This is a genomic window from Corynebacterium sp. UMB10119B (assembly GCF_030228125.1).
GTDB lineage: Bacteria > Actinomycetota > Actinomycetes > Mycobacteriales > Mycobacteriaceae > Corynebacterium > Corynebacterium pseudogenitalium.
Genome location: NZ_JASPBG010000029.1, coordinates 1 through 5,204 on the forward strand (window position 1 = coordinate 1; position 5,204 = coordinate 5,204).

The window sequence follows — 5,204 nt, forward strand, 5'->3', positions numbered from 1 at the left end:
AGCATAGACAGGCGCTGAGTGCATAACTACGAGACAAAGTCCCTCGTGATGCACTCCAACAAAACATCCGCAGCCCCGCACTCCCCGTTTCGAGGATTACTACAATCCTGTTACTGCACTTTGCAAATTTTGGCTAACGAATCATCCTTGAAAACTTGCTATGTACTGGTGATTTGTGATGTTATTCTGCATCGGCTTATGATGGTCGAGCTGTTAACGCAGCGGGCCCCCATCGTCTAGAGGCCTAGGACTCCGCCCTTTCACGGCGGCAACACGGGTTCGAATCCCGTTGGGGGTACTTCAGCCGCAAGGTTGAAACACAAAAACATATGGCCCTGTGGCGCAGTTGGTTAGCGCGCCGCCCTGTCACGGCGGAGGTCGCGGGTTCAAGTCCCGTCAGGGTCGCCATGTTTGAAGAGTCGGAACGGAAACGTTCCGGCTCTTTTTATTTTGTCCAACCTGCCTACATGAAGAGGTGAAGTGGCGTCGAAAAATATGGTTTGTGCTGGCGATTTGCTTGTGTTCGAGAGCTCTGTGTAAAGTATCAACTCGTGCAAGCGACCGTGTAGCGGCCGTGAACACGAAACTGAATAAGGCCCTGTGGCGCAGTTGGTTAGCGCGCCGCCCTGTCACGGCGGAGGTCGCGGGTTCAAGTCCCGTCAGGGTCGCGAACAGCACTTGTGTTGTTCTGGCCAGATAGCTCAGTCGGTAGAGCACACGCCTGAAAAGTGTGGGGTCGCCAGTTCGATCCTGGCTCTGGCCACACTCCAACCCCTTCACTGCGGTGGAGGGGTTTTGTGTTTCTGTCCCCGAGGATTGGAGCGTTGATTTGTCGCAGCACGACGCAGTACAGCCCGAGCTGAAGAGGAATGACCAGGAGTCCCGCTACGAGATATTTGTCGACGGGCAATTGGCCGGGTTTGCCACGTACGCTGACGTCGACGGTGCGCGGGAGTTGCCACATACCTTCGTGGATCCGAAGTTCCGTGGGCAGGGCCTTTCGGGCCCGCTGATGCGGTACGCGCTTGACGACGCCCGCTCCGAGGGTCTCAACGTTATTCCGACGTGCCCCGCTGTGGCGCGCTACATTGCGCAGAACCCGGAGTACGCGGACCTCGTCAAGTAGCGCGGATTAGATGACGTAGCTGCCCGGGTCGAAGTACTTGTCGGGGTCGACGAGGTGCTTTGTTTCGCACTCTTGGCGCTCCCTGACCTTGGCAGGAATGCCGACGGCGATAGAGTTCGCTGGAATGGATTTTGTGACGACGGCATTCGCCCCAACCGCTGTGTTGTCTCCGATTGTGATGGGGCCGAGGACCTTCGCCCCGGCACCGATGGTGACGTTGTTGCCGATGGTGGGGTGGCGCTTCGTCTGTGTGAGCACCTGCCCGCCGAGCGTTACGCCGTGGTAGAGCATGACGCCGTCGCCGATTTCGGTGGTCTCACCGATGACGATGCCCATGCCGTGGTCGATGAAGAAGCGTCGGCCGATGGTGGCGCCTGGGTGGATTTCGATGCCAGTGAAGAAGCGGTTGGCCTGGGCGAGCACACGCGCGGGCCCTTTCAGGTTGCGTTGCCACATCCAGTGGCACACGCGGTGAGTCCAAATGGCGTGGAGCCCTGAGTAGACGATGGCGTTCTCGAGGTCGCCTCGCGCCGCCGGGTCGTGGTCCCTCGCGTTGGCGAGGTCCTCGCGGATCATGTGAATCACGCGGATGGCCGTTTTGATCATGTGGCGATCCTATCAACGACCACCCGCGGGGTGGCGTCGTGCCCGTTGGGTCTAGTCGCGGATGTCTTCGTAGAGCACGGTGGAGACGTAGCGCTCGCCGAAGTCCGGAATGATCACGACGATCGTTTTGCCTTCGTTCTCGTCGCGGGCGGCGAGTTCGAGCGCCGCCTTGAGGTTTGCGCCCGCCGAGATGCCGCCGAGGACACCGTCCTTCAGCGCAAGTTCGCGTGAGGTGGCGACGGCGTCTTCGTTTGAGACTGTAATAATCTCGTCGATGACGTTGCGGTCGAACGTGCCAGGGATGAAGTTCGCACCGAGGCCCTGAATCTTGTGCGGGCCTGCCTCGCCGGTGGACAGCAGTGGGGAAGCAGCTGGCTCGACTGCGACGGCCTTGACGGATTCCTTCTGCTCTTTGAGGTACTTCGCGGAGCCAGAGATCGTGCCACCTGTGCCGACACCGGCAACCACAATGTCGACCTCCCCATCAGTGTCGTTCCAAATCTCGGGGCCGGTGGTCTCGTAGTGGACCTGCGGGTTGGCTTCATTTTCGAACTGGCTGGCCAGGATTGCGTTTTCCGTCGTCTCGACGATCTCGTTCGCCTTATCGACGGCCCCCTTCATGCCTGCCGCGCCTGGCGTCAATACGATCTCTGCCCCGTACGCGCGAAGGACCACGCGACGCTCCTGCGACATTGTCTCCGGCATGGTCAGGATGACTTTGTAGCCCTTCGCAGCGCCGGTGAGCGCGAGTGCGATGCCGGTGTTGCCCGATGTCGCTTCCACGATGGTGCCGCCTGGCTTCAGTTCGCCGGAGGCTTCCGCCGCGCGGACGATAGCGTCACCAATACGGTCCTTGACGGAATTTGCCGGGTTGTAAAACTCAAGTTTTGCTAGGACGCGTGCCTTGAGCCCGTCAGTGATGCCGTTGAGCTCTACGAGCGGCGTATTGCCGATGAGGTCCAATACTGACTTTGCGATCTTTGCCATGAAAATAACTCCTTTACCTGTATGTTTCGCTTACGTTGCGTTCTTGTTGCGCGATTATACACTCGCGACATGAACCAGCTAGTCTTTGTCAAATAGACCGATTTGTTCACCTACTTCCGGGGTTGTGTTTCTGTGAATGTGTGGCAAGTGCAAAGTTTGGCTACCCCCGAAAACGCGTTATGATGAAAGGGCTTTGAGTCAAGTTCGACAAGCAGTGTCCCTAAACAGGGGACACTCGAACGGGTGGAAAGCGAGAGATCATTGACCGACGCACAGTGCCTTAAGGAAGACGACGACGCCATCCGGGCAGCGTTGACCACGCTGAAAACCGCAACCGGTATCCCCGTAGCCATGTATGGCACCCTCCTGGCGGATAACCGTTTGCAAATCACGCAATGGATCGGACTACGGACTCCAGCCCTGCAGGAGCTTGTCATTGAGTCAGGTGCCGGTGTAGGTGGAAGGGTCGTCGCTACGCGCCGCGCGGTGGGTATTTCCGACTACACACGCGCGAATGTCATCTCCCACGAGTACGACAAGCAGATTCAAGACGAAGGCCTGCACTCCATCGTTGCAGTCCCGGTAATTACCCAGCGCGAGATCCGTGGCGTCCTTTACGTGGGTGTGCACTCGCCGGTGCGTTTGGGCGACAAGGTGATTGAAGAGGTTGCTATGACGGCTCGCTGTCTCGAGCAGGACCTCGCGGTCAATACCGCCCTGAGGCAGGGCGACGGCGCGCGCGCCGGACAGAAGACGGGTCGCGTTATGAACAGTGCGGAGTGGGAGCAGGTTCGCTCCACGCACTCGAAGCTGCGCATGCTAGCAAATCGTGTGGGCGATGAAAATCTTCGCAAGGAAATCGAGCAGCTGTGTGACCAGATGGTTTCCCCGGTGCGCGTGAAGCAGACGACGAAGCTTTCCGCTCGTGAACTCGACGTTCTTTCCTGTGTTGCGCTCGGCCATACCAATGTTGAGGCCGCGGCCGAGATGGGGATCGGTGCCGAGACGGTGAAGTCCTACCTCCGCAGCGTGATGCGCAAGCTTGGGGCACACACCCGCTACGAGGCCGTTAACGCAGCTCGTCGCATCGGGGCGTTGCCGTAACCGTTGTTGGGTACGCTGGGTTCCGTGAAAGAACGATTTTTAGTCTCTGGCGGTACCCGGCTTGAAGGCGTCGTAAAGGTAGACGGCGCCAAGAACAGCGTGTTGAAGCTCATGGCGGCAGCGCTGCTCGCCGAAGGTACAACAACGCTATTTAACTGCCCCGAAATTCTCGACGTCCCCCTCATGCGGGACGTCCTCGTCGGACTCGGCTGCTCCGTAGATATCGACGGCACCGTGGTCACCATCCACACTCCTGCCGAGGTTTCTCCCCACGCCGACTTCGAAGCCGTCCGGCAATTCCGCGCCTCCGTTGCGGTGCTTGGCCCGCTCGTCGCCCGCTGCGGCGAGGCGTATGTTGCCCTTCCTGGTGGCGACGCGATTGGGTCCCGACCTCTAGATATGCACCAGTCTGGCCTGGAGAAGCTCGGGGCGACGACACACATTGAGCACGGAGCCGTTGTTGCCCGCGCCCAGCAGCTGCACGGCGCGGACATCGCACTCGACTTCCCCTCGGTTGGTGCGACCGAGAACATCATCACCGCGGCAGTTCTTGCTGAGGGGCGTACTACACTCTCAAACGCGGCACGTGAACCGGAGATCGTCGACCTTTGCGACATGCTCCGGGCCATGGGGGCGAAGATCGAGGGTGCGGGAACGTCGACAATTGTTATCGATGGCGTCCAAAAGCTGGAGCCGACGCAACACACCGTGGTTGGCGACCGAATTGTTGCCGGAACCTGGGCCTATGCGGCTGCAATTACCCAGGGTGATATCACGGTATCCGGCATCGCCCCTGGTCATCTGCATCTTCCTTTGCAGAAGATCAAGCTGGCTGGCGCGCAGGTGGAGACTTACGACAACGGTTTCCGCGTACGCATGAACCAACGCCCCAAGGCCGTCGACTACCAGACGCTGCCGTTCCCCGGCTTCCCGACAGACCTGCAACCGATGGCGATTGCACTTTCCGCGGTAGCCGACGGCGTTTCAGTCATTACGGAGAACGTCTTCGAAGCGCGCTTCCGATTTGTCGACGAAATGATGCGCCTCGGCGCTGACGCCAACATCGATGGCCACCATGTGGCTCTTCGTGGCGTTTCGACGCTCTCCTCCACGGATGTATGGAGCTCCGACATTCGTGCGGGCGCGGGACTCGTCCTCGCTGGCCTTGTCGCGGAAGGGCAGACCACGGTGCACGATGTCTACCACATTGACCGTGGTTACCCGCGATTTGTGGAGCAGCTCAATGAACTCGGTGCGAAGGTGCAACGAGCAAACGATTAGAACGCTTAAAAACCGGTCCCTCCCAGGCGATTTGTGTTGTTTGTTGGTTCGTGGTTAAGTTATCCCTCGTTGCCGACGAGCGGCCTGGCCGCTTGGAGGG

Annotated in this window: 5 protein-coding genes and 4 tRNA genes; 7 read left to right on the top strand and 2 right to left on the bottom strand. The window is 59.3% G+C overall.

Annotation, left to right across the window (positions count from 1 at the left end):
- The first annotated feature begins 225 nt into the window (after nt 1–225).
- From QP802_RS11080 to QP802_RS11100, 5 genes are all read left to right on the top strand, one after another.
- Nucleotides 226–298: transfer RNA gene (locus QP802_RS11080), tRNA-Glu, on the top strand.
- A 33-nt stretch (nt 299–331) separates the two neighbouring features.
- A tRNA-Asp gene (locus tag QP802_RS11085) sits at nt 332–408 on the top strand.
- A 186-nt stretch (nt 409–594) separates the two neighbouring features.
- Nucleotides 595–668: transfer RNA gene (locus QP802_RS11090), tRNA-Asp, on the top strand.
- A gap of 22 nt (nt 669–690) precedes the next feature.
- Nucleotides 691–763: transfer RNA gene (locus QP802_RS11095), tRNA-Phe, on the top strand.
- A 66-nt stretch (nt 764–829) separates the two neighbouring features.
- Nucleotides 830–1,126 carry a GNAT family N-acetyltransferase gene (locus QP802_RS11100; protein WP_256005451.1) on the top strand — a complete coding sequence of 99 codons (297 nt, stop codon included), beginning with the start codon at nt 830–832 and terminating at the stop codon, nt 1,124–1,126.
- 6 nt (nt 1,127–1,132) lie between these two features.
- Here QP802_RS11100 and epsC read toward each other — a convergent pair whose 3' ends face one another.
- Entirely contained in the window at nt 1,133–1,732 is a 600-nt protein-coding gene (gene epsC, locus QP802_RS11105) for a serine O-acetyltransferase EpsC (RefSeq protein ID WP_071573159.1), read from the bottom strand.
- 51 nt (nt 1,733–1,783) lie between these two features.
- The gene (gene cysK / locus QP802_RS11110; protein WP_256060460.1) at nt 1,784–2,719 is read right to left on the bottom strand and encodes a cysteine synthase A; all 936 of its coding nucleotides are present in this window, start codon (nt 2,717–2,719) and stop codon (nt 1,784–1,786) included.
- 261 nt (nt 2,720–2,980) lie between these two features.
- Between cysK and ramA the strand changes: the two genes are divergently transcribed.
- Entirely contained in the window at nt 2,981–3,823 is an 843-nt protein-coding gene (ramA, locus tag QP802_RS11115) for an acetate metabolism transcriptional regulator RamA (protein ID WP_070478053.1), read from the top strand.
- A 24-nt stretch (nt 3,824–3,847) separates the two neighbouring features.
- Nucleotides 3,848–5,104, top strand: coding sequence for a UDP-N-acetylglucosamine 1-carboxyvinyltransferase (gene murA, locus QP802_RS11120; RefSeq protein WP_070361962.1), 1,257 nt, complete (start codon nt 3,848–3,850; stop codon nt 5,102–5,104).
- Nucleotides 5,105–5,204 lie beyond the last annotated feature (100 nt).

Bases quoted from the DNA above. Each gene is read 5' to 3' on its own strand.
- epsC (WP_071573159.1), bottom strand. From the start codon at position 1,732: ATGATCAAAACGGCCATCCGCGTGATTCACATGATCCGCGAGGACCTC.
- cysK (WP_256060460.1), bottom strand. From the start codon at position 2,719: ATGGCAAAGATCGCAAAGTCAGTATTGGACCTCATCGGCAATACGCCG.